Below are 25,071 nucleotides of genomic sequence, written 5' to 3'. Positions count from 1 at the left end.
AATAGCTTTCAAGTTGGTAAGTTCAAAATATCAAAGTTGATCATTGGTGTTGAAAATCCTGAAGAAATAAGTAAAAATATTTCCGAAAGAGTGAAGTGATAATTTGTTGATTAACTGTTCTTTGAACTAACGTGACACGATAGTTGAATAACAAAAGGGCTGCCAGTTGGCAGCCCTTCATCGTTAAATTCAGTTTTTATCAAACTTTATTTTAAAAATACTTGGTCTCCTTAACGAAAAACTAAGGGGATGTAGCTTTAAAAATTATCAAACTTTATTATAAAGCTACATCAGAAGTAATAATCACTTTGACCTAACTCAAAGCTGTGGAGTAAAATGGAAGAATACTACAGAACTAGAGATTAGGGGAACGGGGATTTAACCTATAAAACTAAGAGCTTTGACAATTGGGGTTGCTTGATTATGAGTATTTTAAAAGATTTTGGTCATCGGTTAAAAGAGTTAAGATTGCGTACAGGGATGGCTCAAGATATGCTTGCGATTCTTTCAGGTCTTGATAGAACCTATATTAGCAGCGTTGAAAGAGGAGAGAGAAACATATCTTTAAAAAATATCGAAATTCTTTGTAATACGCTCGACGTTGATATCAGTTACTTCTTTGATTATGATAGGTTTTCACTTCATACTGAATTCTTAAAACGAGAATTCAATAGACCGCTTTCTGAACGATTTTCATTTACAATTGATAATGACAATCAGCTAATATCATGGCAAGTTAAAGGTGTTCTCAAAAAAGAGGAAGTTATTAAAATTGCAGTACAACTCAAACGAGCATGCTCAAGCCTTTCATTGGGTAAGGTAAAACTTCTTGTAGATAATAGAACTATGATGACAAATGGACAGCCCTATGTTTTTGTACCCGAGGTAATGGGGTTATGGGAGGAACTTCAGCGTTGGTTTTTACCTCATTGTGAACTCGTTATCGTCCTTTGCAATTCAAAACTGATGCAAAATCAAATGAAGAGGCTTGCAAGCAGAAGCGGTATTAATAAGATACAAAAAATTTTATATGCGGAAGATAAAGACTGGCTACTTCAAGAAGCTTACAGGCTAATTGAAACTCGAAGCGATCTTGAAATATCTTAGTGGTTCAAAAAGGCGAGTACACTAAGAATGTTGCTCTTAAGTATATTTGAGCAGCAAGGAGTTATTTCTTAAGGCTATTAGGATGTAGGATAACATAGGAATTGATAATATCGTATATATGAATAGTAAGTGGTGCAGAAGGAATGAACTTTACTGTATGACCCTTTACTATTACTAAGTGATGGTGACCTAACAGTCACCATCTTATTTATTATTTTAGAGTTAAGAATATTGCAGCTATTAAGTTATGAGCAATTGTTCGTTTAATATGAGTTTTAAGCCTACTCCTTGTGAAAGGGGTTTTCCAGAATGAATCAACATAAAGGAATCATTGTTGTTTATCTCTAACAGATCATATACTTACCGGTCATTTCTTTATTTGGAATCCTACTACTTGACGTCCCGTCAATAGTTCAGCTGTTGGACCTTAAACTCCGAATTACAAAGAACAATAACCTTATAGCTATAGTTGGTTAGCTCTTGTTGAAATAAAAAATCTTTTTCCACTACTTCGGTGATTATAAAGCGGTTTCTCCATCGACAGCTTTTATATTGTTCAGCCCCCATAATCTTTTTCAAATTCAAACCATAGCTTTTACAATAAAAGCTCCTCTAATTTTTTTACCACTTATTTACTTATGGGTCTAAGGTTGTAGGAATTTGCGGTAATTTAGTTCGATGTGACTTATAGTCAACAGACTTTAATTAGGGTTCTGTTTATACTAGACAGATGGTCGTCTATCTTTCCATTCATCGATCTTAAGGGGGTCTACTTTAAGGACCTCACTGATATGTAGAGCAATATTCACTGTTGGTGCAATTAACCCATGCTCAATATTTTGATAATGTTTTAAAGATATATTAACAGACGATTAACGCTATCTTGGCTGAGTTTTTGTACTTCTCTAACTTCTTTCAATTTCATAAAAGGAAACAGCCTCTTGCATTCGTTTCCTTTATGTTAGAGAATACGCGAATTTTTGATAACTAATTATAGTTGGCGAGTATAATTCGTATAGTATAGTTATCTCAATATGTCGAAATGCTTACTCTGATAAGGAATAATGGGGGGTTGACTCGAAGGCAGTAAGACATTGTTTAATCAAAATATTAACTAAAGGAGAAGATGCACTTGTCAAGTTCAGCACCACTAATCTTACACGTTAAGAAGACCTGTTCTATTTTGCTAATAAGCTTATTAATTACAACTTTTTTCATAGCTTCTGGAGCCAATGCTGCTAGTAAAGAATTTGATCTTTCCGGTAAGGGAGAAGTAAATTACAAAGTTGTTGTACCGAATTACATTGGGACCAAGACTCTGAAAGAGAAGGTAGATAGTAGTTACAATAGAAAAAGAAATATTATTGAGTATCGTGATCATTTAGTCAATGTGATAAGTACACCCCAAAAAGATAAACTTGGAAATTACCCATTCTTCGAAATCATAACAGATGACAAGAACGCCAGTTTTGCTTCAATATGGGTCGATGTGATTAATTTCGATGGATTTGATAATTACTTTTACATGGCTGGATATCAAAAATCAGATTTTAAGAATGGGAAGGTGCAAGTAAGTCCCTCATTTAGGGCACCTGGGTTAGAGTTTACAGATTACGCGGGTAAAACCTTTGAACAAGTTGCAGGGGAATTAATAAATACAAGTACAAATGCTATCTTCACAGTTAATTTCTCAATATATGATAAAAGTGGACGCGAAGTAAAAAAGGACAGCATAAAGTTTGCATTTGCTGATAACGGTCAATTCAAAGTATCGCCAAACGCCTCAACAGTTGTGGTTAATGATAAGAATGTCTCCTTCGAAGCCTACAATATCGGAGGGTATAATTACTTCAAACTGCGCGACATTGCTATGGCAGTGAATAACACTGAGAAGCAATTCGAAATAGGTTGGGACAAAGAGAAAAATGCAATTAATTTAATTCCCGACAAAGCTTACACACCTGTAGGAGGAGAGATCGAAGTAACGTCCAAGTCAGGTTCTAAGGTTGCGAAATCTTCAAACTCTGTAATCTATTTGAACGGTAAAGAGGTTGAGCTAGCTGCTTATAATATCGAAGGTAATAACTACTTCAAGCTTCGCGATATTGGAAAAGCATTCAACTTTGGAGTAACTTGGGATGGAAAGGCAAATAAGATTATTATTGATACGAAGGTAGATTATAGGGACAACGAAGAGTCGAGCTCTAATAACGGTTCAGCAGCTCCAGACAAAATTCCAACCGAAACTCGCATTGAGGTTTCTGATAGTAAAGACAGTTATGTTACGATCACAAATACTGTAGATGAGGTAGACATGGGCGAACAAAAAATATACTTCGTAAATGCGCCTACAGTAATTACTTTTCATGGGGATGACTTGATAACTAAGAATATTATTACCCTTCCCAATGCAGAACGAGTAAATTTTTCTGGAAACTCTGTAACAATTACTTTACCGGGAGATTATCATATTCGCACATCATCTGACAGTACAAGTTATTCATATATTTATATTCGTGTAATCGAGGATGGTGTATCAAAGCAGTAATTGAAAAAGAATTAAACATTACTTCATATTTCGAAATATGCCAAGTGGTATAGAAGTTGATTTGAATTGTAACTAGGAAGAACACGATGAGATGAAAAAGAAATTGATGTTGGTTTTATGTCTGATCATTTCAGTATTTTCATCACTTACAGCAATGCCTGCTTTATTTTTATAATATTTTATCAAATGGTAGATTATGCAGTATAGGTAAGCCAATACCATGTCCTCAGGAGTAAAGTTTCGGTAATTGGAAATGAGTTAAGGGATACACTCATATTTGCGAAGATAAGCTAAACTAACGGGACACTATAGTTTAACGATCAAAGAGCAACGGCAGTTGCTCTTTTCTTTGTTGTGTGCTCCCACAAAATATTTGCATTATTTAAAATGATCCGCATGGGAGTGCGACTCATTTTGTTTTAAACGTTGTATTGGCTTGATTAGAGGCAGTAACAATATGCTTAATCCAGAGAAGCAGAAAATCCGAGCAGAAGCAGCAATTTTGATGTATAACATTTATAAATTTGTATTTGGCGAGAACTGATATGACCTTAAGAAGGGGCTGATTAAGTAGGATAGTTTAAGAAACAGTAAGGTTGATACACATAAGAATAATTAGGATAATTGTATTTATCTCTAGTTTTTTTGTTAAACGCTATAAAAGACCTACCTTATTTAGGATAAATAAGGTAGGTCTTTTATATTATTTATTTTGGGTAATTTCATTTACAATTTGGTTTAAAGCCTCGCTGATTGGGGTAACTGGACGACCAAGAAGTTTCTCGAAATCATTGCTCTCAAAGTCTAGTGTGCCTTCTCGAATGCTTTTTTGGATATCAACAAGTAAAGGAACAACAAAATCTGGCACACCTGCATTTTTCATAATATCAGCATAAGTGGCGTCATCAACCTGTTGCACAGTTACTTCTTTCGCTAGTACACTACCCAGAAAAGATACGAATTCTTCCTGAGTCAATGACTTACCAGAAAGCTCGTAGATTGTATTTTCGTGCCCGTTACCAGATAGTACCGTTGCCGCAGCTTCTACATAATCTTGCTGTAGTGTCCAGCCTACTCTGCCGTCTCCTGCTGATGTGACCCAAGGAGCTCCCGCTAAAACACCCTGAATGCTAGAAGTTTCATTCTCCAAGTACCAGTTATTGCGTAAGAAGGAGTAAGGTATGCCTGTTTTCAAGATTGTTTCTTCTGTTGCCTTATGGGTTGGAGCAAATAAGTTTTTACTTTCCGTTGCATTCACTAAACTAGTATACGCAATGAATTTAACTCCAGCTCGCTCTGCCGCTGCTACTGCATTGGCATGCTGACGAATTCTTGTCTCATTGTCTCCATCCGCAGAAATAATTAATAAGCGATCAATCCCTGCAAAAGCAGAATCTAATGTTTCTGGATAATCAAAATCTCCTTGTCGAACGTCTACTCCACGAGCCCGTAATCCTTCCGCTTTCTCTGGTTTACGTACACTGACAGCCAGTTGACTGGCTGGCACAGTCTTCAATAAAGTCTCTACAACTTTGGTACCAAAGTTCCCTGTTGCTCCTGTAACTAATAATTTCAATGTATCTCACTCCAATTTTTTATTTGCTTATTAAGCTTAATCTAATATTATTGTATTAAATGTATTTTTGTAAGTAGTCACTTTTTTATAACATAGTCACAAAAACAGTACCATTGAGAAAGAAGGGAATTTATTATGGCACGAAGTTGGTCTGGTGAACCTCCAAAGGAACAAATAGAGGTTTGTCCTGTTACACAAGCTCAAGACATAATTGCAGGAAAATGGAAAATCATCATACTGTGGCATTTAAGCACACAGACAAGAAGATTTAATGAACTTCAAAGGTTGTTACCTGATATTTCAAAAGGAATACTGACAAGCCAGTTGAGACAATTGGAAGAACAGCAAATGGTTCACAGAGAAGTTTATAAAGAAGTTCCTCCTAAAGTAGAATATTCATTAACACATTTGGGACAAAGTTTTATTCCTATACTGCAAAGTATGGGCGAGTGGAGTAAAAAATATTTAGTAAATAAATAAAAAGAAAATTCTCCCACTACATTATTCATAAGATAAAGCACAAGCTGGTCTTTAACTTATTTAATTATGTGATGAGAGTTCATCTTAAACTCGCATGGAAGAACGGGATTACTTGGTACGGCGATTGCGCTGCATGTATGACTAACGTAGAACGATAGCTTTGCTCGCGCTATTGCGTTCGCGATCGAGCGATGTTGATGTGAGCGAGATTATTGTCCGTCCCACTGCGCAGGGTTAACTCCGTCTCGAAGATGCGAGGCGAAACTAATTAGATACGTCGAATCTTTAGTAGCGAATTGAGGGGTTAAGTGAACACCCCAAAACACCCATTATTATTGGTGGCGGATATAAAGTGTTAAGCTAACAGGACACGATAGGCCGAGAGGTAGCTCTTTGTTCAACTCCCATAGAAGAATGGGATTACTACCATAATCTGTGATGTGGTGATTTCGCTGCATGCCCAGCCCACCACCTCAACCGGCATCAACTTCGTTGCTTCCTGAGATGGACTTGATCCAAGGTGACGAAATCCTGCGAATGAGTGAGTATATGTGAGATAAATCCTTAAAACCGAGGGACGGGGAACGATAGTTCAATAAAGCCACGGAGGCAGCCGATCACAATCATCGGCTGACTTTTCCACGCTAATGGGCAGATGTGCTTAATGAAATTATGTTAAAATTACACCTACATCATGAGAGGAGTTACAGAAACGAAAATTAGTAAACATAGTGCTGAACACTATATTTGGGGCGACAAGTGCGATGGTTGGCATTTAGTAAAGAATAAAGATTTAAGTGTAATCCATGAAAGAATGCCAGCACATACTTCTGAAGTAAAGCACTATCACCAACAATCACGTCAATTTTTCTTTGTTTTAACTGGTACAGCTACCATAGAGATTGATGGCAATGAGATTGTGCTCAATACACAAGAGGGAGTAGAAGTGGCTCCTTTGGTACCCCATCAAATATTCAATAAGTCAAATGATGAGATTGAATTTCTTGTAATTTCTCAACCTATAAGTAAGGGCGATAGGTTCTTAGTCGATTAAAGCCTTAAGCTAACGGGACACGATAGTTGAATAACATATGGATGAGCAGGTGCTGCGGTGGCCTGCTCTTTTTATTAAGCTAACGGGCAGGTTAGTGTAATTACTTCTCGAATACCTTAGGTATTCGGAAATTATTATTATCAATCTCTAATCATTTACTCGGGGGTGTCATCTGTGGGAATGGATTTTACTGCGTATATGTCACATAACCTTAAAAAAACTGAAATAATAGAGTTATGCAATGATTTAAATGAAAAAAGTTCTCGATTTCCAATAATTCGTGAGTTTATTGATACACTTTTACCATTTAATCCAAAGGATAATGTGAGGAAGTGGCGTACAAGTTTTGATAGTGCAGACGGAACAAATAGCTTGGTAGGTCCCTGTGGAATATCACTTACATTGTCAGAGAAAGTATGTTATTTTCATCATTATTTTAGATGGAAAGGATTTTTAGTAGATAATGAGATACAACAGTTGCTGAGGAATGTTAGCTATGGATTTATGAAGACTTTTAACGCTTCATTTGTTATTTATGTGCCAGATAATGCTGCAAAAGAATCCGCAATTATGGATTTCATCTGGGAAGATGAGAATAAGAATATTAATTATATAAGAGAATGGCTATTAGAGAATTGTGGGTTACCAAAGAATAATATCAACGATATTTATAAAGAGTATGAAGATTACTGGGATTCAGAAGGATATTATATAGATTATTTTAATGAAGATGAGGAGCCTCATAAAAGTTCAGACTTGAATTCATAAAATAACGATTTCAAAATGGAATCAATCGTTCCACTAAAACGGGACACGAGAGCTCAATAAACTACATCACGAGGCTGCCGAGAGCTTAATCGGTAACCTCGCTTCGCTAACTGGAAGTTTTATGAAATTCGCCTTCGAGTTATTCGTAATGTTATTGAAAGCTTATGTAAGAAGCTCTTAGAACTAAATGGATGGTGAAGCTAAGAGTTTTTCATTAATATATTTCTGGAGGACTGCAAAATGAAATATGAACTAGATAAACTGTTCTGGATTCATGAACCTAAAGATTATTCCGTGCAGGGAGACAAGATTATTATTAAAACAGAGCCGGAAACGGATTTTTGGCAACGTACCTATTATGGTTTTCGTAATGATTCTGCTCCGGCTTTATTGATGAAGACAGTCGATCCATACTTCTCATTTGTTGTCAGAACGGAATTTGACAGTAAAAAACGTTTCGACCAATGCGGCGTAATCATTTATCAAAACAGTTATAATTGGTTTAAAGCATCTATTGAATTTGAAAATGAGGAATTTCAAAGGTTAGGAAGTGTTGTTACTAACCACGGATATTCTGATTGGGCCACCACTGACATTAGTTCAGATATAAAGACAATGTTCTTTAGATTAAGCCGCCGTGAAAGTGATTTTTGTATTGAAAATTCATTTGATGGGTTAGTTTATAAACAAATGCGTATATTCCATTTATTTGAAGGCGGAGAAGAAATTCAATTTGGAGTATATGCTTTTAGCCCTGAAATTTCTTCTTTTGAAGCTGTTTTTAGTGAACTTGAATTAACTGAATGTAAATGGGAAGCACATCAATAGAATTCGTTGATAAAACTATTCGTAAGTTTATTTGCTTAGCAAATGATGAACTTCAGAAATTGAACGAACTACTTTGCTTTGTTACGCCAACGGGACACTATAACTTAACAATAACCTAAACGAGGCTGCCGGCATGAAACGGCAGCCTCGTTTAGCTAATGCGCAGGATAGTTCCAATATATGGTACGATAATTGGGATGTAGATTCTTTAAGCCTATGGGGGGGATTAGTGTTGACTTATGATAGCCACAATAAAACAATCACAACTAATAGATTATTGTTACGACTGTTTCGACCAACAGATGCATCAGAGGTTACTAAGCTTTGTAATAATTATAATCTCTTCAAGGATACTTTATATTTACCGTATCCGTACTCTATAGAGGATGCTTTATCTTGGATAGAAAATCATCTTGAAAACTTTAATAATAATAGGTCATATGAATTTGCAATTACCGATAAGATTACAGGAAAATTATATGGAGCAATAGCATTATCTCACAATCATTACTTTAATAATGGCGAAATTGGTTATTGGGTTGGAGAAGAATTTTGGGGCAATGGTTATGCCACAGAGGCTGGCGAAGCTTTAATCGAATTTGCCTTTCTTGAAAAGAATTATCATAAAGTATACGCACGCCATTTCAACTCAAATTCAGCTTCTGGAAGAGTTATACAGAAAATAGGCATGATCAAAGAAGGGGTTTTAAGAGATCATGTCATGAAGGAAGACCAATATAAAGATCTTATTTACTATGGAATAATAAACAATCCATAGGAAAACAAGTTCAACTAACAGAGAACGATAGTTTAATAACAAAAGGGCTGCCTGAAAGTTGGATACTGATACTGAAAAGAAAGTAAGAACTGGCCACTTTTACCAAACGAGAAAAAGAAGAGAGATGCAACCAGACGAGCTTGTCTGCTTGATAAGTTCAATGAAGAATGATATTCGCAATATGAAATCTCATACGCCTTCAAGGGTTGCAATGAAAGTATTTGATAATCCAACCCAAGAAAATAAGGCGTTGTGCGATTATATTGATAAGTTTGTCGCCAGGTTTACATTTTAAAGGAATGAAAAAGGAATACAAAAAAAACATTATTCATTTGAATAATGTTTTTTTGTTGTGCAGTGGTGGGCTGCGATGGGGAAATGTTATCAAGTTCTTGTCATCCGACAAAGAGACAAAGACATATGTACAAAATACGAGTTTTGTGAAATAGTATAGGAATTGAAAATTACTCTCAATGATTTATTGGTATTTTATTGCTATTCGTCGTTTCATTGTATCTGTATCTATAATCATTTAATTGTTCTTCTATTGCGCTATTATGCTTCCAGCTTAAGTGATTTTTAATTATGAAATATTTTTTTCCTTACTGCAGCATAATTTCTATCATTTCATTCTTTAGATCTAAACGAAAAACTAAACTTCATTTGTTAAATAGTTATATCGATTAACAATTATTGCTCAAACATCTTTAAGTTAATTAATATTATTAATTGATTCATTTAAATTGATCTATTAAACAGTTACTTTATTCCAAAAACAAAAAAACCAGTTCACACATGTATGTGTTTTAACTGGTTTTAGTATTCAGCGCCTTACCGCTTAAATCACATCATTATATTTATTGCCAAAATTTTCTTCTTTTAAATCTCTTTTTAATTTTGGCGATTTCATTTTTACAATTATAAATACAATAACAATTTACTTATTTCAGCGTTAACTGTACTTCTTGATTTTTACCAACCCAAACTACACTAGCACCTAACGCTTGGGCGACAAACCTTAGAGGTACCACAGTACTGCCACGTACAATTTGTGCAGGAGCCGTAAGAGTTACTGTCTTGCCGTTTATAGATGCATCTTTCTTCCATAATTCTAATTTAACGGTGTTGGCACCATACTTAATGGTTACGATATCATTGGCATAGTTAACCGTTCCGCCTAATGTTTCAAATAGTCCACGAACCGGTACGAATACAGATCCATTAATGAAAGAAGATTGATTTTCCATGAAGTGATAGTTGCCGTTTATTCGAATACCAATCCCTTTTGTAACTTTTTTCGGTGTAATTTTATAGTTGTATTTGTACTTATCGTCTCCATAATAATTGCTCATTGGGCCCCAGGATGATACAGTACCATCCTTATGCAGCGCTGTACCAGCGCCCTCACCATTGGCACTAATAGCTTTAACTTGATCAAGTGCTTTCACAGGGTATATTTTCTTGTCTTGTACGGGCGAAACCCAATACGATACCTTTCCATCCTTAGTCAAAACGAAAGAAAGTGCATGTAGATCACCCATACCATCCGATGTACCCGACACTGCTGTAACGTTTGGTGCTAATTTGGCAATATTAAAACCAGGTTTTGACACACCATAAATCGCATATCGATTCATTATATATACATCCCATGAAGCACTAATAGCTACTCCTTCAGAGATTGAAGTAATGCCTTTGAAATCTAGCTTACTATTGTCTTTATTTTCAATTACGGTAGCAGGAAGAAATGGTTCGTTGTATTTGTCGCGTCCCCAAATATAATAAGTCCCATCTTTTGCAAGTGCAGCTGGAAAGTATCCATACCCTTCAATAGCTACAATATTCTTCAATTCGCCAATTCGACCCGGCTTAAGTTTATCCTCTACACTTGCGTCAGCTGCACATGCAGTGCTGGGCAGTTGGAACTCACATAATCCTCCGATTGACCAAACCGTACCGTCAGCTTTTAAGGCATATTTCCCTGATATATCAACAATATTGTCCAGACCCTTCACTTGTGCTGGTTGACTAAAGGAATGCTTGATAATCGTTTCTCCATTAGAATCCGTAATAACATGAGTTGCATTACCCCATGTCCACACCGAGCCATCTTTTTTCACTGCAGCATTACTTCTGGTAATCTTCTTCACATTTTCCAAAACAGGCACTGCCTCAAACGTCTTCTCATCCCATGACCAAAGTACGCCTTTGTTATCTAATGCATGATTTCCTGCAACATTGATGATACCATCAAGCAGCGGTAGCTTTGACGCATTCGCATAGGTGGGTACCGTTGAAAAAATAATTATACTCATCATAAATAAGATGCTAATCCTCTTCAATATTTTTCTCATATAATCACCTCTTATCAATTATTGTAATATAATAGACGCCATTATTTGTAAAATGTTGCATTTTACAGCGGAATTACATTGCAAATATCTTCATTTAAGAAATAAACTCACTTTTAATAGCGTTAAATTCTCATAAAAAAGGCGACTGTTTCCCAGAAGAAATGCTGAGAATCAATCGCCATTATAGCCCATTTAGATGAAGTTCGTACGGTTTGTATTATTCTTACTCAAAACTATACTTTGCAATCATTTCTCCCCAAGGAGCTAGACTTTCTTCTCTAAAATTTGATTTATGGTATAGCTTACTTGCCTGATCATTATCAGGCTTGTATCCAAGCATTATACAATCAGTCCGATCTTTCATCCTGCTTATTTCATCAATAACGAGCAGCATAGCATTATATCCATGACCTTGTCGTTGAAACTTGTCATCAATCATAAATCGATAAATCCAGTAGTTTCCATCATCTGAGTCTAGTCCAAACATTGTAAAACCAATCATTACATCATCCTTATAAATAGCTTTGGTTGTAAACCCCTCTAAAAATTGGGATTCAGCAATCGAATAAAGGTTAGATGCCATGTAGCTTTCTTGTTCTGGTTTTGATTTGAGATATGCACATTCTTCCCAATTATACTTATCTACTGCTCGAAGTGTAATGATCATGAATTCCTCCTTATTTCTTTTTCTAGGGTCTCTCGGGATAAGATAACAATCGATCACGAAGCTCTTCGTAGGCATGGTTATAGCCCATTTTCGCATAAAACCGCAAGCAATCTAGACCTTTAAAATAACGAGCTCCTGTTAATCGCTGGTTAAAATTAGAAATCGGTCTCCCTATCTTCTCATAATGAATTCGAAAATCTTCCGCCACATTCTTCCCAGGAATGGCATCTTCTATAGTCGCGATATCAATTAAAAAGTCACCATATAGACCACCCGCGTCAATAATACCTGTGATGCTTTCACCATTAGATAGAATATTCCATGCATGACAATCATTATGTACAAAGTGTCGGTGAGGAGCGTTGTACGAACTGTAGGAAAGCAACCGATTGTAACATTCATCGAAAACATCTCGTTCTAAACAAGTTGTGTGGAAAAGATCATGCCAATTTTCCCAGAACGTACCGGTTTGATCCTTTGCGAAGAAATCCTTAATGAAATCTATCCAAGAAGAGAATCCACCATTTCCCTCGATCGTAAGATGTCCGAATCCAGTTGAGCTTTCTACCAATTTAATCTGATTCATATTAGCAATGATGTGTATCAATTCAGGCAGCAGTTCTCTCTTCCTATCAGCGGGTATATCATGAAGAACAGTTCCTTGTTTGTATTCAGAAATGCAATAACTATAGGTACCTAGTTTTCCCCGCTTGAATATATCGGGATAAGGTACGCCCTGAGGAACGAGTAAATTCACAATGTTTTGCTCTAATTGAAAATCATCTTGCTCCACTTTAAATCGAATAATGTACGTAGATTCTTTTGCTTCAAAAGAATAGACTCTGCTAAAATTCCCTCCTTCGATTTCAGTGACATCCGTAACTGCACTATCAAAATCTTGGTATACGATCGTTTGAACATCTTTAACTGTCACTAGAGGCTTAAAATCATTCATATATTGATCCCCCCAATCGCTTATCTTTTATCATATTGATTAACTAACTAATCCAGTAACTGTAATTAGTATGAATCCTTTTGTCATAGTGACACAAGGTAATAAATCATTATAAGCAAACTATACTTGTTATTAAATTATGGTGTTATCTGCATGATCCAGGATGAGATTTTCTTTTTATATATAACAAAAAAAGCCGATCAACGCTGAGCGGCTCTTTTTGCTTTATTCTTTATTTCGCTGAGCAGCGAATTGAGCCATTTGAATGATTTTCTCAAGTCCTTCGATGTATTTTTGGAACATTTCTAGACCAATACTAGTCGATTTACATGTCGTTTTGGGCCGTTTTCCAACAAATGATTTTATTACTTGAATATACCCAGCCTCTTCCAAAACCCTTATGTGATTGCCCAGATTTCCTTCAGTCAACTGGAGTTCCGTACGCAAAAATACAAAGTCACACTCATCATGCACAGCAAGTAAGCTCATAATACCAAGACGAGCCTTGGCATGGATCGTATCGTCGATGGCATCTAAAATATTCTCACTCATTGCTGCTCCTCCGTCGTTGCAGGAACAACCCGATAACGAGCATACTCCCTCCACCCAAAAGACCTAGCATCAAAAATTGATAATCCAGAAAGAACAGCTTGATAATGACCGAGAGCAAGATAAACCAGATTCCAATGAAAACAGGTCCTTTACCAATTAACGATCCCATTGAAACGTAAGCGATACCGATTAGATTAAGCCAAAACAGGGAGATATACTCCATCTTCACAATGCCAGTAAGCATCATGAACGCTCCTGAAATCATCACCATTAGAAAAGGAAGCCAAAACATCCAGCCGGTTGAACCACCCTCTTGATTAGATCCATGACGAGTTTGGCGTATGCCGATTAACGCAGAAAGAATTCCACCTACTAGCGAAGCGATTCCCCAATACCACATTGGCCAAACGGTAAGGTCGAACTGCATTCCGACGAAACCAATCATCATATAGGTTCCCCATATGAATAAGAACGGCGGTGATTGATCCAGCTTTTGTTTGTTTTTAGCCATTAATCGTTTAATAAACTCGATGTCCTGAAGAGCTAAATCATTCTTGTTCATTACAACCACCCTACATGCATATTATTTCTCCCAACGGAAAAGCAGTGAAGCCAAAACACCGCATATTATCGCAAACCCTGCTAGAACGATTAATTCGATTCCGTATTCTGTAATAGGGTTACCCTGCCATACCCCTTGTGCTAATTCTACGAAATAAGTCATTGGCAGCCACTTACTTGCCGTTTGCATGAAGCTCGGTAGAACCTCAATCGGCATAGCAACACCTGATAGAAACAGCATTGGAAAAAAAACGATCATCGCTAATCCGCTAGCTGCACCGGGTGTCTTCGCCAATCCAGACATGGCAAAACCAAGACAAAAGAATGAAAGACAGCCGAATAACAAGCAAGCAAATAGAGTAAACAAAGCAGCCATTGAGATATGAATATCCCATACGATTTTTGATACCACAATAATTTCAATGGCACCGACAAGGATTAGAAACACCCCTTGTACGGCATGTGAAGCAAGTACCGCTGATTTGCGAATAGGGCTTACTCTGAATCTTCTTAGAATACCATTTTCTCGCTGAGTTATCATATTTATATTTAGTGTAAAAACCGATACTGATATCACATTCATCACACATAACGCTGGAACGTAAGAATCGATGTATCTAGCCCCAGTTACAGCATCTACTTCACTCCCAAACATAGACCCGAAGATGAGCAGCATAAGAATGGGATAGATCAGCATCCAAAAAATCGTTAACCAATCTCGTAAATATAATCGAAAATCAAAAGCGATTAATCTGATATATGCATTCATATAGCAGCCCTTCTCTCTTCGGATGTCAATTCATTGAATACATCGTTCATGGACGCATCCTCAAGCGTAAGTCCGCTTACGATCCAGTCTTCAACAGCAGCCAAATGGAACAGCTCTTTCAACGTTTGATCTACATCCGTAGTCTCTAGCTTAATCCATTCAGACCCCCACACTACATTTGTAACATTTCGCAGCGATGTAATCGTTTTTCGATCTGTTCTTCCAATGTTTCTAAAGCTGATGTGCTTCGTTCCTCCAAGCTTTGAAACAAGATTTCGAGGAGTATCCAGTGCGATCAATTTACCGCTGCTAATGACTGCCACTCGATCACACAGCGTCTCTGCTTCCTCCATGTAATGGGTTGTCACGACAATTGTACGACCATCATCTCTAAGCCGGTGGATGATCGCCCACATCTCCTTGCGGGCATTTGGATCTAAACCCATGCTAGGTTCATCGAGAAAGACGATCTCAGGATCATTAACTAAGGCTAACGCCAGTGATACACGTTGTTTCCAGCCTCCAGATAGCGACTTTACGTATTCGTTTTGTTTATTCTCCAGCCCAAGATATTGGGTAATTTCACCTAAATCAATCGATTTATTATAGAAAGATGAGAACAGGCGAAACACTTCTTTTACTTTTGCTTTCTCCGGAATCGATGTGGCCTGTAGTAAAACACCAATTCGCTGCTTGATCTCTTCGGTATGCTTTCGAATATCTCTTCCGAGAACCAACAATTCTCCGCTATCAGGTTTTCGTAGTCCTTCCATCATTTCAATCAGCGTCGTCTTGCCAGCACCATTAGGACCCACAATGCCGAATATTTCACCTTTTCGTATACTCATAGTAATGGCATCAACGGCAATTTTCGTGCCGTACTTTTTACTTACTTTATCCACTTCAATGACGGGTTTCATTGTATCAACCTCCATACTCATATAGATCACTCTGTAGAACAGAGTAATCTATATGAGTTGTTAAGTCAATGAAATATCGCCTATTTTTTGGGTAAGAAGCAAATTTCATTTAAGGGACCAGCACACACAAAAACAGACCAAATGGACATCATCCCATCTTAGTCTGTTAATGTCATCTAATTAGCCGACTTGACCGCCAGCAAAAGGAACGAAGTTATGAATGGGCTCCCATTGTAATAATTAGTCATTTCAAAAGCTGTACTTAGCGATCCTTTGAAGATTTCCAGGTTTGCTTGCCGTTGTCTTCCAGTATTCCTAATGTCACATCTGTAATATCGGGATCAGTAAGAAGTTTATCACGAACTTGAAATTTTATATCATCAGCAACCGCCAAGGTTAGTCCTGGCTTAAGCTCAATTAGTCCTTCGACATGATAGTAGCGTCCTTCTTGAAGGATTCGCATTTGGTAGATGTCCGTTACATTTTCATTTAAAAAAATGAGTTTCGCGACCTTATCCTCTACATCCATGGGAGCAGAGACACCAATTAATCCAATCATGTTGTCATAGCCAACTTTAAAGGCTACCCCTACCATAAGCAAACCAATAAGAATTGTTGAGATGCCATCCAATAATTTGAAATCAGATACGGCTGTTACGATTACAGCTAACAACGCTAACAATGCCCCTGTTGTCGCCACAATGTCCTCATAAAAAACTAAGCGTGTTGGCGGTGCAGCTCTTCCAACGTTTTTGAAGGCAGAACCGATAATTGCAAAACCCTTTGCTTCGTTTCGAGTTTCTCGTACAATTTCTTTCATTGCTTTTATTAATACAAAACCATCAACTCCAATGGATAGAACAAGTACGATGAAATTTAACCAGAATCCGCTGGGCTCAACAGGATGTTGGATGAGATGAATACCTTCAGTGATTGTACTATAAGCCATAACGGTAACAACCATAACGGCAATCATACAAAAAATATTAATTACCCTGCCAAATCCTGTGGGGAATCTTGGAGTTGGCTTTTTCTCTGCTAACACACTGCCAACGAAAACAAAGCCTTGGTTAACTGCATCAGCGACTGAATGCATGGTAGAGGCGAACATGGCCCCACTCCCGGTTAACGCAGCTGCAATTCCTTTAACAATAGCTAAGCCAGTATTGCCAATAGCTGCTGTTGCTGATGACATATTTCCTTTTTTTATTAATTGCATGAAACTATTCGAATTACGATTAGACTCCAATATTAGGTTCCCTCCTATTTGGATTTCATTGTTTGTAGTTTGCTTCAATATTCTCCAGATCATTCTAAAACCATTGTTACCATATATCTTCACTCGAAGTATATACCACCAAAAGACTGATTATTAATCACGGAATGAAATTGATTTATTTTTTGACTCAATATGTGAGAAATGTCATATTATTCTTATAGCAAATCGCTATCATTATAAGCGTCAGTATGTCGTCGTCCAACAATAAGTACATCATTTTACTTTGAAAGGATGAGAGTAATGAGATTACAAGGAAAAACAGCCGTAATAACAGGTTCTGCATCAGGTATGGGAAAAGAAATGGCTATATTATTTGCAAAAGAAGGCGCACAAGTTATAGTTGCAGATATCAATGAAGCATCTGTCAATGAAGTTGTACAACAAATCACTTCTGCTGGCGGACAAGCCGTAGGAGTAGCTATGAACGTAACGAAGGAAGAGGATGTGTCGCGTATGATTGACACAGCTGTTGAAAGTTACGGTAAGCTAGATATTTTGGTCAATAATGCCGGTATTATGGATCAAATGCAAACGGCTGAGTCAGTTACCGATGAAATGTGGAACCGCGTGATGGAGATAAATGTAGCAGGTCCGATGAGAGCGATTCGTAAAGCTATTCCTCTCATGAAAAAACAAGGCAATGGTGTTATCATTAACACGGCTTCCGTTGGCGGTCTTTATGGTTCTCGTGCAGGTATCGCCTACACCGCTTCAAAGCATGCTGTAATCGGACTTACCAAAAATGTTGGATTCCAGTATGGCCAACACGGTATTCGTTGTAACGCAATAGCCCCTGGCGCGGTAGCTACTAATATTGGAGTTGGGATGTCACATGCGGATCCTTACGGTATGGAGCAAGCAATGAGCGGCATGTCATTACAACGTGTGGAAGCAGCAGATCCGATTAAAATTGCTACTGTTGCTTTATTTCTGGCAACTGATGATTCCAGCTTTGTTAATGGAACCGTTGTGACTGCCGATGGCGGTTGGAGCGCTTATTAAAACAAAAAAAAGGAATCACCTCAAAGGTGACTCCTTTTTTTTGTTTTATAACGTATGAATTAAAATTTAGATGCAAGTACAGCTGTTTCTCTCAAACCATCAGCAATGATTTCTGCTGATTTATCTTTAAATTGGTTATGTCCTTCAATGACAACTTCTTCTGTTTGAATACCAAACAATCCGAAAGATGCTTTTAGTGGTTTGATTGCAGATTCAATAGCTGCCATTGGTTCTACGGAATACACACCGCCACGAGCGTTTAGCAATGCAACTTTTTTGTCCCCTACTAGGCCAACTGGACCTTCTGCAGTGTATTTGAATGTTTTACCAGCTTGGCTAAGGTAAGACATGTAAGTGATCAATGGTGCTGGAGCAACGTAGTTCCAAAGTGGGAATGCAACTACAACTTTATCAGCTGCTAAGAATTGATCCAAGTAACGATTAGCGATATCAGCAGCCACTTGCTCTTCTGCTGTAAGATCATAACCTGCACCCAATTTATATAGACCCATAATTGTATCATTGCCGTAATAAGGAAGCTCTACATTGAAAAGATCAAGCTCAGTAACTGTATCTGTTGGGTTTGCTTCTTTATAAGTGTTAAGGAATGTTTCATACATTTGAACACTTACGGCTTGATCTGCTGGACGGTTATTAGCTTTAATAAAAAGTACATTTGACATTTTTTATTGCTCCTTTGATGTAAGTGAATTGTAAGTAGAATCGTTTGAACGGTCATAAAAAATGATTCAATACTCAAAATTATATCTTTCATATGCCCCTAGAAAGCATAATCATATAAATGAGCAAATGAGCATCCATTACTTTATGCAACTACTATAGGCACATTATAAAGTATAGTAACGATATAATCAATGGATAAGATTGCATTTTGAAACACAAAGCTTTCGAATGTCACAAAATAGACATGTTATTCTTAACCAATTCACATTCGCAATAGTTACATTTACTTCACGAGATTAGTTAAAACCCGGGAAAGCTGATAGATCGGATAAACGTATGAAAAAAACAATAAACGACAAGATGGCAAGAAGAATGATCATAATCGTTTGCTTGAACGTATCTTTAACACGAACATGTATTAGAATACCTCCAATAGCTGTAAATCCAAGCAATAATGCACCTACAGCTGTCCAGCTGTTATCCCAGTACCCGATAATTAAAGCAGCGGCGCCGACTAGTTCAACTATTCCTGTTACTACACGAAACCATTGCGGCAATCCCCATTTCTGAAAATTATCAACATGCATCTTAGAACCTGAAATCTTACCCATTGCCGCCATCAAAAACATTGCCGCTAGTAACCCTTGCAACACATAAGCAACAACATCCATTCCCTCTTCACTCCCTATTCTTATAATATGCAACTAGTACAAGCACATATCGAAGCGAAATCAACCCTGATATCAGGGTTAATGCAACTGCACTAATTGCAACTGCTTTAAGCACAGTATATTCGGTTTGTAGCCGCTTGACTAGTACCTTAATAAAATATTGTTAAATTGTGAAAAAATCTACACGCTCCATCACATCTGCAATCGTGTATTGGCTTAGATATTGAATTGTTTTCTGCTCAGCCTCAAGTAGGATTCTTTCAAGTTCTTTATCCAATAGCTCACCTGCTGCTCCGCACTCTACATCCACTTCATGCTCCGTACATTCTATTGTTACTGCTCTATATATATCAGCTAATGTGATTGATTCTGCTGGCTTCAACAAGGTGTATCCACCTTCTCTTCCACCCTTTGATTCTACAATATTAGCTGTCGCTAAAGCCTGCATCACCCTGCGCATAAAGGTTGCATGTGAATTGACTTGGCTTGCAATCATGGCACTGGATAAGATAGAGCCGCTTTTCGCTAACCAGACGATTGAATGAACGGCAATTTTAAAACGAGGAGGTCCAATATTTACTCCGCGATTTGCTGTGCTCATTACCTATTCCCTCCTAACTCTCTCATGCTGATTTTAGCATGGAATAAATCCATTTTGTTGCAACTATAATAAGCACATTGTAGATCAAAACCATTTGATGAGCAAGGTAAAGTAAACTATTTGAACAGAGTTTATGAGTAAGAGCTGATTCTAATTCAACAGCTCTCCCCCTTTTACTTCACTTCACTTTTTCTGAAAATGTGATAAGTGCCGCTTATAAACAATGCAGATAGAAAAATCATTTGTATATAAAAATAGATAACTGGCAGCTTGATCATCCACGTGCCAACTTGAACAAATCGCTGACGATTAAATAAATTTTCAACTCTCATGAATTCAATCATCGAGATGTTTTTCATTAACCAAGGGATGGATAAGTCAGATGTGTTTCGAATAAAGAAAGGGATAATAAAAACAATACCTGCGATCAAAAACACGGTTAAATAGGTCCTACACCTAGCGGACAGAAATAATATCAAAAAACCAAAAACGACACAACCAAACCAATTAGTCAAGAATTGAAGCATGCTGTATTGCCATAAAGGAAATGTATAGGGAGATGAGTCATATCTGCTTAGCGCTTGTATAGGCAAGTCCCAACCTCCCCAGTCAGCAATACCTATGTTTAAAAGAACATTTATACTCCAACAGCCTATGACAATGAATGTGCTGAAGATTGTTGCAGCGGCTATTTTTGCCCAAATAACATGATGTCGTCCGTGCTTTGAACTTAAAAGAAGAGAATCCATATTCAGCTGGTATTCTTGGGTAAAGGATGGCGGCAATGCCACCAAAAGCATCAATCCTTGTACAATCGTCCCGAACGAAAAGGGAAATAGCGTCATTCGTTCCCAAGCAATGGAATCATGCCAAGCATAATAGGTATAGGTGAAATATATATACATGAATAGGCAGGAAACAAATAGAAGGATCAACCATTTTTGATGAATGATTTTATATAGTTCCGTTCTTATCAGTATCGTCAGTTTAGATCACCTGCCGTCTCTTTATACTATAAAAGATGAGAGCTGCGGTTACACATAAATAAGCAAACATAATAAAAAGGATGAAATTCGCGTAAATCAAAGGGAATCCAAAAAAGTTATTGAAAAACATCATGTCTAGCCTATCAAGCTGAATGAACTCCAAATACTTGAACAAATGAAAAACCAAGTTAGTCAACTTATTAGATGATATGCGCGAAAAAAGTACAATGACAGGCAGCATAAAGACAATACCGCCTAAGATTGCGGGTACAATTGGAGATCGAGTCCGTGATGAAACCAACATAACGAAAAAACCAAGCGTACAGCAGCCCAAAATGGCATAGAACTGTTGCTTTAAGAAATACAACCAAATAGCTCCGTCAAACCCGGTTCCACTATATATATTGTGAAGATTAACGAGATTAATATTCCAACCGCTTAGTCCGTAGTAGAAGGCATTTAACAGCAAGTTAATGCTGCTAAATAATAATACGACTACTGCGCAATAGATGATTGAAGCAATCATCTTCGCAAACAGCATTTTTCTGCGACCATGTCTGCTGCTGAAAAGGAGACTGTCCATTCGGGACGTATACTCTCCGCTATAAAGATTAGATAAACCAATAACCGTTAGCGCTGCCGCAAAAAAATATCCAAACTCATTCAAATAAAGGAGTGTTTTTTGCCAGCCTTGCTGATATAAAATGTAGTCCGTATAACCAACAGCCATCCTAGTTTGAAGTTCTTTTAGCTTGGCCTTCTTTTCAAATCTTTGATCACTGTTATTCTCACTCATTACTTTTATTTGATCTTCCAAGCCTAATATTTGTTGTTCATAATAACCTTTTTGCTGAACCGCATTTCTAATATCCATTGCGACTCTAGATTGAGCGATGAGAAATGGATCGGGTTCTAATTCTAGTTCGAATTCTCCCCAAATCTGATCAGCCCATTCAACTTTTTCTTTAGTCAATTCACCGCCAAATTGCGAGAAGGCTTTCTGCAAGGCTCTGCTATCTTTATTGGTTTTGATTTCGCTCAAATGATTCATTACTAGAAGTAATAAAAAGATAATGAAAGCAATATAGATGACTTTTTGAGAAAATATCTTGAACAATTCATGATTAATCAATCTCATATTGGTTCCTCCACATGCGGAGAATCACCAAAATAGTACAAATAAATGTCTTCCATTCGTGGGCTTTGCATAAATGCGATACCCGAAGGTTTTTCATCGGAAATGATTCTTGCTTCAACCTCTTTCCCTCTCCGCTGCAAATTGCCTACGATGTAGTTCTCCATAAGCTGGGGCAGTTCATACTCAGGAGCAGTAATGGACCAAACCTTTCCACTCAATTCCTGTAAAATAGTTTCGGGCGCTTCTTTTTTAACTAATCTGCCGTTCTTCAACACAAGAACTTCCTTAGCGATATATTCAATATCAGAGATGATATGTGTGGAAAGGATAACAATTCTGTCGCCAGATACCTCCGACAACAGATTGCGAAAACGAACGCGCTCCTTAGGATCAAGTCCAGCCGTAGGCTCATCTAAAATCAAAATTTTCGGATCATTGAGCAAGGCTTGAGCAATACCGAGTCTTCTCTTCATGCCGCCGGAAAATTTTCCGATTTTCTGATCCCTATGTTCTTCTAAATTTACCAATCGTAAAAGCTTATCTATTTTCACATCTGCTTCACGCTTGCTTAACCCTTTGAGTGAGGACATATACTGTAAAAAACGATTTGCCGTAAAATAGTTGTAGAAACCGCAATCCTGAGGAAGATAACCGATCAGATCTCTGTAACGATCATCCAAAACACGAATATTTTCGCCATTAACATATATTTCACCATGTGATGGCTTTAAAATATCGGCTAGCATCCGCATTAACGTTGTTTTACCCGAACCGTTCGGTCCAATTAACCCATAAACGCCAGGAGTGAGCTCACAGGTAACTTCTTCAACAGCTATCTTATTTTTATAGCTTCGAGTGATGTTCTTAATGGTTAATTTCAAATGAAATCCCTCCTTCCCTTTCCCTTATTCTTTTCACTAAAGATGCTGCTTGTGAAATAGTTAAAATGACACCTAGCAAAATCAATGCGAGATAAGTGCCTGCATGCATACTTAAAAGGTTTCGCATCAGGTTGGGATTCGAAATGACGATCAAACAAAACGAGATCCATACAGACAGCATGCATAAGACAGCATTATGGCTTCGTAACCGAATCGAAATAAGCAGTGATAATCCACTTATGATCGTAAAGGGCGTTAACCACATGAGGGTAATATCTCCAATATAGCTGCCATCAGTTCTACTGATATAGAAAAACGCAGCAATGATATTCAATACAATATTATAAGAGCTAATCACACAAAGCTTAGCTAACATGACACTTGCCCCATTGAAGGTACATGACATCTCCATTTCCATCATGCCTTCGTCTCGGCTTCGAAACAGTTCAATCATTCCTATAATAAAAGGGATAGGAGCTAGGACGAACAGAATAAAGTTAGGTGATAAATTGAATGTCAAGGCAAGCATTATATAGCCAGCAAAATATAGAATAGCGCTTATAATCCAGTAATAAGATTGCATTACAGACACTTCAGAGGCAGCTATTCGGAGCAATTGTTTCGTTCGTTCCCACATGCCCTGCTTATTTGAAGTATTCATGATCAAATGAAACCTTACTGCTTCTACGGTACGGTTTATTTCTTCCGAATCAGGATACTTAACCTCATATTTTTGTAGAAAATTTTGAATGTGTTCATAGTCATCTTCTGTTACATCCTCAGGCAGATTAGGTATTTCATCTTGAATCCCTTTTCTTCTCACCAGCAGTTCCCCTCTCCATAATGGCTTTGAGCTTTGATAAAGCTTGTTTAATGCGTGACTTTACAGTTGGTTCGCCAACAGCTGTCATCTCTGCAATTTCTTTGATTTTCAAATCCTGATAAAAACGCAAAATAATCGTTTCACGTTGGTTGGAAGGAAGCTTCAAGAGCGCGGTTTTAACTGAAGCGCTTTCCAGCTTTTTATCGAATATGTCATAAAGATTATTATTCAGTCGATTCCAATCATTTGTATCACTTATTGCTTCATTCCATTCGCTCAAAGCCTGCCCATTCTTAAATTGCTTGCTTTTAAAATAATCACGGCAGCAATTCAATGCAATTTTCAACAACCATTGCTTGAATCGGTCACCATGATCTATATCATTGATGTTTCGGACCATCTTAATGAATGTTTCCTGGGTTAAATCATAAGAAGCATGATAATCGCCGCAATAGCGGTATATGTATGCGAACACTGTTTTGTAATGACGTTTTATAAGAATTTCCATTGCACTTTGTATCCCTTTTCTAACCTCTTTGATTAGCTCCTCATCACTTTGCAAGAGGCTTCCCTCCTTTCACCTATATAAGACGACAACCATGTACAGAAGGATTTAAAATGTTTTAGAGGCATGCGGATTACGCATGCCTCTTTGTTATATCCATTACTGAATAACATTCTGGACCACATGGTAAATTTTTTAAGACATATATAACGTGCACAAGGAAACCATGTAAGAGTACTATTGAACTACAAAGGAGACTTAAAAAAAATGAAAAAAATGATTATTACCTTTGCTACTGCTTGTATGCTTCTAACTGCAGGTTCTGCCGCTTATGCAGCTGCTCCAGAAACGGAAACAACGAAAAAACATCATGAACAAAAAATGCATAAAGAAAAAGTGCATATGAAAAAAGCACATGAAAAGAAAATGCATGAAAAGAAAATGCACGAAAAGAAAGTACATGCAAAAAGCATGAAAGTAAAAAGCTTAAAAGCAAAAAGCTTAAAAGCTAAAGGTTTAAAAGCAAAAGCTTCAGAGATGCCGAAAACCGGCTTTGGCGGCGCTAGCGAACAAACAGAATAAGG

General features: G+C 37.3%; 27 protein-coding genes. 10 read left to right on the top strand and 17 right to left on the bottom strand.

Annotated features, from left to right (window positions below):
* The first annotated feature begins 423 nt into the window (after positions 1-423).
* Positions 424-1,107 carry a helix-turn-helix domain-containing protein gene (locus AC0YOD_RS11015; RefSeq protein ID WP_475799304.1) on the top strand — a complete coding sequence of 228 codons (684 nt, stop codon included), beginning with the start codon at positions 424-426 and terminating at the stop codon, positions 1,105-1,107.
* A 1,132-nt stretch (positions 1,108-2,239) separates the two neighbouring features.
* Complete coding sequence (locus tag AC0YOD_RS11010) at positions 2,240-3,655, top strand: stalk domain-containing protein (protein WP_475799303.1); 1,416 nt, start codon at positions 2,240-2,242, stop codon at positions 3,653-3,655.
* 703 nt (positions 3,656-4,358) lie between these two features.
* Here AC0YOD_RS11010 and AC0YOD_RS11005 read toward each other — a convergent pair.
* A complete protein-coding gene (locus AC0YOD_RS11005; RefSeq protein ID WP_475799302.1) occupies positions 4,359-5,231 on the bottom strand; it encodes an SDR family oxidoreductase in 873 nt (290 codons plus the stop codon).
* Between the two features lie 135 nt (positions 5,232-5,366).
* On the opposite strand from AC0YOD_RS11005, the gene AC0YOD_RS11000 reads away from it, so the two are divergent.
* The 6 genes from AC0YOD_RS11000 (at position 5,367) to AC0YOD_RS10975 (ending at position 9,434) form a co-directional block, all read left to right on the top strand.
* Positions 5,367-5,711, top strand: a complete 345-nt coding sequence (locus tag AC0YOD_RS11000) for a winged helix-turn-helix transcriptional regulator (RefSeq protein ID WP_475799301.1) — start codon at positions 5,367-5,369, stop codon at positions 5,709-5,711.
* 694 nt (positions 5,712-6,405) lie between these two features.
* Positions 6,406-6,765 carry a cupin domain-containing protein gene (locus AC0YOD_RS10995; RefSeq protein ID WP_475799300.1) on the top strand — a complete coding sequence of 120 codons (360 nt, stop codon included), beginning with the start codon at positions 6,406-6,408 and terminating at the stop codon, positions 6,763-6,765.
* Positions 6,766-6,939: 174 nt separating this feature from the next.
* Positions 6,940-7,533 (top strand): hypothetical protein, encoded by a 594-nt coding sequence (locus AC0YOD_RS10990; RefSeq protein ID WP_475799299.1) that lies wholly within the window; start codon positions 6,940-6,942, stop codon positions 7,531-7,533.
* Positions 7,534-7,773: 240 nt separating this feature from the next.
* Positions 7,774-8,361: a DUF1349 domain-containing protein gene (locus AC0YOD_RS10985; RefSeq protein ID WP_475799298.1), complete on the top strand. Its 588-nt coding sequence runs from the start codon at positions 7,774-7,776 to the stop codon at positions 8,359-8,361.
* 232 nt (positions 8,362-8,593) lie between these two features.
* Entirely contained in the window at positions 8,594-9,139 is a 546-nt protein-coding gene (locus AC0YOD_RS10980) for a GNAT family N-acetyltransferase (protein WP_475799356.1), read from the top strand.
* Between the two features lie 58 nt (positions 9,140-9,197).
* Positions 9,198-9,434, top strand: a complete 237-nt coding sequence (locus tag AC0YOD_RS10975) for a hypothetical protein (RefSeq protein ID WP_475799297.1) — start codon at positions 9,198-9,200, stop codon at positions 9,432-9,434.
* Between the two features lie 646 nt (positions 9,435-10,080).
* On the opposite strand, the gene AC0YOD_RS10970 is transcribed toward AC0YOD_RS10975, so the two are convergent.
* From AC0YOD_RS10970 to AC0YOD_RS10935, 8 genes are all read right to left on the bottom strand, one after another.
* Complete coding sequence (locus AC0YOD_RS10970; RefSeq protein WP_475799296.1) at positions 10,081-11,457, bottom strand: stalk domain-containing protein; 1,377 nt, start codon at positions 11,455-11,457, stop codon at positions 10,081-10,083.
* A 259-nt stretch (positions 11,458-11,716) separates the two neighbouring features.
* A complete protein-coding gene (locus AC0YOD_RS10965; protein ID WP_475799295.1) occupies positions 11,717-12,160 on the bottom strand; it encodes a GNAT family N-acetyltransferase in 444 nt (147 codons plus the stop codon).
* A 22-nt stretch (positions 12,161-12,182) separates the two neighbouring features.
* The gene (locus AC0YOD_RS10960; RefSeq protein WP_475799294.1) at positions 12,183-13,115 is read right to left on the bottom strand and encodes an aminoglycoside phosphotransferase family protein; all 933 of its coding nucleotides are present in this window, start codon (positions 13,113-13,115) and stop codon (positions 12,183-12,185) included.
* 225 nt (positions 13,116-13,340) lie between these two features.
* On the bottom strand, positions 13,341-13,667 hold the full coding sequence (locus tag AC0YOD_RS10955; RefSeq protein ID WP_475799293.1) for a winged helix-turn-helix domain-containing protein: 327 nt from the start codon (positions 13,665-13,667) through the stop codon (positions 13,341-13,343).
* The gene (locus AC0YOD_RS10950) at positions 13,660-14,229 is read right to left on the bottom strand and encodes a hypothetical protein (protein WP_475799292.1); all 570 of its coding nucleotides are present in this window, start codon (positions 14,227-14,229) and stop codon (positions 13,660-13,662) included. Before AC0YOD_RS10950 ends, AC0YOD_RS10955 begins: the two co-directional genes overlap by 8 nt.
* 21 nt (positions 14,230-14,250) lie before the next feature.
* Positions 14,251-14,997, bottom strand: coding sequence for an ABC transporter permease (locus AC0YOD_RS10945; protein ID WP_475799291.1), 747 nt, complete (start codon positions 14,995-14,997; stop codon positions 14,251-14,253).
* Entirely contained in the window at positions 14,994-15,917 is a 924-nt protein-coding gene (locus tag AC0YOD_RS10940) for an ABC transporter ATP-binding protein (protein WP_475799290.1), read from the bottom strand. Before AC0YOD_RS10940 ends, AC0YOD_RS10945 begins: the two co-directional genes overlap by 4 nt.
* A 262-nt stretch (positions 15,918-16,179) precedes the next feature.
* Positions 16,180-17,136: a cation diffusion facilitator family transporter gene (locus tag AC0YOD_RS10935; RefSeq protein WP_475799355.1), complete on the bottom strand. Its 957-nt coding sequence runs from the start codon at positions 17,134-17,136 to the stop codon at positions 16,180-16,182.
* Between the two features lie 300 nt (positions 17,137-17,436).
* On the opposite strand from AC0YOD_RS10935, the gene AC0YOD_RS10930 reads away from it, so the two are divergent.
* Positions 17,437-18,198, top strand: a complete 762-nt coding sequence (locus AC0YOD_RS10930) for a glucose 1-dehydrogenase (protein ID WP_475799289.1) — start codon at positions 17,437-17,439, stop codon at positions 18,196-18,198.
* A 59-nt stretch (positions 18,199-18,257) separates the two neighbouring features.
* Here AC0YOD_RS10930 and AC0YOD_RS10925 read toward each other — a convergent pair whose 3' ends face one another.
* The 8 genes from AC0YOD_RS10925 to AC0YOD_RS10890 form a co-directional block, all read right to left on the bottom strand.
* Positions 18,258-18,881: an FMN-dependent NADH-azoreductase gene (locus AC0YOD_RS10925; RefSeq protein ID WP_475799288.1), complete on the bottom strand. Its 624-nt coding sequence runs from the start codon at positions 18,879-18,881 to the stop codon at positions 18,258-18,260.
* 297 nt (positions 18,882-19,178) lie between these two features.
* Positions 19,179-19,553: a DoxX family protein gene (locus AC0YOD_RS10920; RefSeq protein ID WP_475799287.1), complete on the bottom strand. Its 375-nt coding sequence runs from the start codon at positions 19,551-19,553 to the stop codon at positions 19,179-19,181.
* Between the two features lie 163 nt (positions 19,554-19,716).
* Positions 19,717-20,154: an Rrf2 family transcriptional regulator gene (locus AC0YOD_RS10915; protein WP_475799286.1), complete on the bottom strand. Its 438-nt coding sequence runs from the start codon at positions 20,152-20,154 to the stop codon at positions 19,717-19,719.
* Between the two features lie 173 nt (positions 20,155-20,327).
* Complete coding sequence (locus AC0YOD_RS10910) at positions 20,328-21,059, bottom strand: hypothetical protein (protein WP_475799285.1); 732 nt, start codon at positions 21,057-21,059, stop codon at positions 20,328-20,330.
* Positions 21,060-21,141: 82 nt separating this feature from the next.
* Positions 21,142-22,278: an ABC transporter permease gene (locus tag AC0YOD_RS10905; protein ID WP_475799284.1), complete on the bottom strand. Its 1,137-nt coding sequence runs from the start codon at positions 22,276-22,278 to the stop codon at positions 21,142-21,144.
* Entirely contained in the window at positions 22,275-23,159 is an 885-nt protein-coding gene (locus AC0YOD_RS10900) for an ABC transporter ATP-binding protein (protein WP_475799283.1), read from the bottom strand. Before AC0YOD_RS10900 ends, AC0YOD_RS10905 begins: the two co-directional genes overlap by 4 nt.
* The gene (locus AC0YOD_RS10895) at positions 23,143-23,982 is read right to left on the bottom strand and encodes a hypothetical protein (RefSeq protein ID WP_475799282.1); all 840 of its coding nucleotides are present in this window, start codon (positions 23,980-23,982) and stop codon (positions 23,143-23,145) included. Before AC0YOD_RS10895 ends, AC0YOD_RS10900 begins: the two co-directional genes overlap by 17 nt.
* Positions 23,957-24,544 carry an RNA polymerase sigma factor gene (locus AC0YOD_RS10890; RefSeq protein ID WP_475799281.1) on the bottom strand — a complete coding sequence of 196 codons (588 nt, stop codon included), beginning with the start codon at positions 24,542-24,544 and terminating at the stop codon, positions 23,957-23,959. Before AC0YOD_RS10890 ends, AC0YOD_RS10895 begins: the two co-directional genes overlap by 26 nt.
* Before the next feature lie 210 nt (positions 24,545-24,754).
* Here AC0YOD_RS10890 and AC0YOD_RS10885 point away from each other — a divergent pair, with 210 nt between their 5' ends.
* On the top strand, positions 24,755-25,069 hold the full coding sequence (locus AC0YOD_RS10885) for a hypothetical protein (RefSeq protein ID WP_475799280.1): 315 nt from the start codon (positions 24,755-24,757) through the stop codon (positions 25,067-25,069).
* Positions 25,070-25,071: the final 2 nt, after the last annotated feature.

The organism is Paenibacillus sp. J31P13, from assembly GCF_056269295.1.
This window is presented reverse-complemented; position numbering and strand designations above follow the sequence as displayed.

Excerpts from the sequence above, each read along its gene's own strand:
- AC0YOD_RS11015 (WP_475799304.1), top strand. The coding sequence starts at position 424 with ATGAGTATTTTAAAAGATTTTGGTCATCGGTTAAAAGAGTTAAGATTG.
- AC0YOD_RS10970 (WP_475799296.1), bottom strand. The coding sequence starts at position 11,457 with ATGATGAGTATAATTATTTTTTCAACGGTACCCACCTATGCGAATGCG.
- AC0YOD_RS10885 (WP_475799280.1), top strand. The coding sequence starts at position 24,755 with ATGAAAAAAATGATTATTACCTTTGCTACTGCTTGTATGCTTCTAACT.
- AC0YOD_RS10995 (WP_475799300.1), top strand. The coding sequence starts at position 6,406 with ATGAGAGGAGTTACAGAAACGAAAATTAGTAAACATAGTGCTGAACAC.
- AC0YOD_RS10985 (WP_475799298.1), top strand. The coding sequence starts at position 7,774 with ATGAAATATGAACTAGATAAACTGTTCTGGATTCATGAACCTAAAGAT.
- AC0YOD_RS10955 (WP_475799293.1), bottom strand. The coding sequence starts at position 13,667 with ATGAGTGAGAATATTTTAGATGCCATCGACGATACGATCCATGCCAAG.
- AC0YOD_RS10905 (WP_475799284.1), bottom strand. The coding sequence starts at position 22,278 with ATGAGATTGATTAATCATGAATTGTTCAAGATATTTTCTCAAAAAGTC.
- AC0YOD_RS10965 (WP_475799295.1), bottom strand. The coding sequence starts at position 12,160 with ATGATCATTACACTTCGAGCAGTAGATAAGTATAATTGGGAAGAATGT.
- AC0YOD_RS11000 (WP_475799301.1), top strand. The coding sequence starts at position 5,367 with ATGGCACGAAGTTGGTCTGGTGAACCTCCAAAGGAACAAATAGAGGTT.
- AC0YOD_RS10925 (WP_475799288.1), bottom strand. The coding sequence starts at position 18,881 with ATGTCAAATGTACTTTTTATTAAAGCTAATAACCGTCCAGCAGATCAA.
- AC0YOD_RS10920 (WP_475799287.1), bottom strand. The coding sequence starts at position 19,553 with ATGGATGTTGTTGCTTATGTGTTGCAAGGGTTACTAGCGGCAATGTTT.
- AC0YOD_RS10930 (WP_475799289.1), top strand. The coding sequence starts at position 17,437 with ATGAGATTACAAGGAAAAACAGCCGTAATAACAGGTTCTGCATCAGGT.
- AC0YOD_RS10940 (WP_475799290.1), bottom strand. The coding sequence starts at position 15,917 with ATGAAACCCGTCATTGAAGTGGATAAAGTAAGTAAAAAGTACGGCACG.
- AC0YOD_RS10960 (WP_475799294.1), bottom strand. The coding sequence starts at position 13,115 with ATGAATGATTTTAAGCCTCTAGTGACAGTTAAAGATGTTCAAACGATC.
- AC0YOD_RS10910 (WP_475799285.1), bottom strand. The coding sequence starts at position 21,059 with ATGTATATATATTTCACCTATACCTATTATGCTTGGCATGATTCCATT.
- AC0YOD_RS10935 (WP_475799355.1), bottom strand. The coding sequence starts at position 17,136 with ATGCAATTAATAAAAAAAGGAAATATGTCATCAGCAACAGCAGCTATT.
- AC0YOD_RS10915 (WP_475799286.1), bottom strand. The coding sequence starts at position 20,154 with ATGAGCACAGCAAATCGCGGAGTAAATATTGGACCTCCTCGTTTTAAA.
- AC0YOD_RS10950 (WP_475799292.1), bottom strand. The coding sequence starts at position 14,229 with ATGAACAAGAATGATTTAGCTCTTCAGGACATCGAGTTTATTAAACGA.
- AC0YOD_RS10945 (WP_475799291.1), bottom strand. The coding sequence starts at position 14,997 with ATGAATGCATATATCAGATTAATCGCTTTTGATTTTCGATTATATTTA.